The sequence below is a fragment of the Ventosimonas gracilis genome (genome assembly GCF_001580025.1).
Taxonomy (GTDB): domain Bacteria; phylum Pseudomonadota; class Gammaproteobacteria; order Pseudomonadales; family Pseudomonadaceae; genus Ventosimonas; species Ventosimonas gracilis.
In genome coordinates this window covers 1-1,820 of record NZ_LSZO01000134.1, presented here as the reverse complement: position 1 = coordinate 1,820, position 1,820 = coordinate 1, and the positions used below count along the sequence as shown (strand labels likewise).

The following is a 1,820-nucleotide window of genomic DNA, read 5'->3' as shown; positions in this document are numbered from 1 at the left end:
TGATTTTCGAACGTTTGAAGTACCTATTTTTACCAGTCATATCAGGAAGTTATCATGCCATAAAAACATGTTTGCTTCCTAAGACCCTTGTTAAATTACGTGTTAAATATGATGATAAATGTCGTGACCAGGCATCGGAAATTAATTGAACAAAGCGACAGCCTCCTGCACCAAGCCGAACAGTCCGCCAGCGAGCAACGCGCACTGCTGGAAAATGCTTCGCTGGAACAGACCTTAACGGCAACCCTAAAGCCCTATGTGGAAGCCAAACACGAACAAATCGAGCGTATTGAGGCCAAATTGGGGCAAGTCATCGAGCAGCAACAAGCCAAGCTAAAGCAGGTTGGCCAGAACCCGCCCAAGCACAAATGGCTGTCATCGAAGAAAACCAAAGCCGCCAATACCAATGCTTGGCATGACAACAAGAACAAGCACCTGGCTCGATTGCACTGCCTTGATTACCGCAAATACCGTATCGAAAAAATCAAGGAAAGCACCGATAGCCGCTTTCCTACGGTAGACCAACTGGCGACCCAAAAGATGCGCCGCGAGCATCCAGAGCTTGCCGCAAGCTGGGATGCCATGCGCGAGAGCGTGCGCATAAAGCAACAGAAAGAACGTGGGCAGCGCGAAAAGCAAGCACGGCAGCAAACGCAATCCCAAAGCCAATCACAGGGCTTTGGCTTAAGGCTGGGGCATAGGCAGCAGCCATAAAGAGCATGCCTCCCGCAGCAAGATTGTTGCAATCAGGATTGATCGGCCAGCACTCCCCGCAACCACTTACTGCCACCTAGCGCCCTTAACTGGGCGCACTCTTGATCTGAAAGCCAGACGGTTCTAGCTTTGCGCTCGATGCCGGAGGGTTTCGGCCTTGGGTTTGCGGCCAGTGTTTAGGCTTTAATAGCTTTGCTTACCCAGCTCCTCCAGCGAGCCAGCGACACGTCTTGGGTGCCCTACTCGATAGGCCCTCCTCGGTGATAGCGTCCGAGGTATCCGGCCTTATTGGCTACAATCAGACATGCTTTTCACGTCGGCTCAACCCCTCGGCGATAAACGTCAACACCAGCGTATTCAGAGAGACATCTTCTGCTTTGGCACGGGTGGACAGCCTGGCATGAATGGATTTCGGCACACGGGTCAGGAACTTGCCGGATGCCTCGAATGCCGTCATATCATCAGGGACAAACGTGGGAGAGGGAATATCGCGTCCCATGTCGGTCAACGCGGATACGGTGGCCGCGAACGCATCACGCCCGTTTTCCACCGCTTCAGCCTCGGTCTGCCCATCAGCCATGCAGCCGGGCAAATCGGGAAAAGTAATCAGATACCCGCCGCCGTCTTCGTCGGCAATCCGGCTGATGATGTGCGCGTAGGCGTCAAAAGGCCACGGTGCTGCAATGCGTGCAATGCGTTTGACCTCGCTCATGATCGTGCCTCCTTGATGGTGTCGATGAACGCCACAAATTGGCGTACATACACAGGTTTGATGGGACGATGCGCAGGAACGGTGACAATCCCGGGTATCGCTACGTGAGAAAAAACATGGTGGCTGCCGCCATCGTTTCGTACCGCCACGTCGAATTGTCGGGCGACGGCCAGTAGCTGCTCCATGCGCCAGTCGCGCGGATTGTTGCGCATGGCGTTCAGCAGTTTGGTGGTGGTGTTCATGCTTGAATGATACTGTATTTGGTATCAAACGACAGCCACTCAGTTCCTCACCTCAGTCCCTTACATTTTCATTCCCTGCTCCTGTTTGGCCTCCCGCGCTTGTTGCTGCTGGCGGCGTTGTTGATGGCGCTGGGTTTCTTGGCGGATGGCGG

Annotated in this window: 3 protein-coding genes; 1 reads left to right on the top strand and 2 read right to left on the bottom strand. The window is 53.9% G+C overall.

Translation table 11 applies throughout. From position 1 onward, the window contains the following. Window positions 1-123: 123 nt before the first annotated feature. The gene (locus AXE65_RS05880) at window positions 124-714 is read left to right on the top strand and encodes an IncP plasmid survival protein KfrC family protein (protein ID WP_153015403.1); all 591 of its coding nucleotides are present in this window, start codon (window positions 124-126) and stop codon (window positions 712-714) included. Window positions 715-1,012: 298 nt separating this feature from the next. Here AXE65_RS05880 and AXE65_RS05875 read toward each other — a convergent pair whose 3' ends face one another. Together AXE65_RS05875 and AXE65_RS05870 are read right to left on the bottom strand one after the other, a co-directional pair. Next, window positions 1,013-1,426 (bottom strand): type II toxin-antitoxin system HicB family antitoxin, encoded by a 414-nt coding sequence (locus AXE65_RS05875; protein WP_068389412.1) that lies wholly within the window; start codon window positions 1,424-1,426, stop codon window positions 1,013-1,015. Next, window positions 1,423-1,668, bottom strand: a complete 246-nt coding sequence (locus AXE65_RS05870) for a type II toxin-antitoxin system HicA family toxin (protein WP_068389410.1) — start codon at window positions 1,666-1,668, stop codon at window positions 1,423-1,425. The genes AXE65_RS05875 and AXE65_RS05870 overlap by 4 nt, the downstream gene beginning before the upstream one ends. Between the last annotated feature and the right edge of the window lie 152 nt (window positions 1,669-1,820).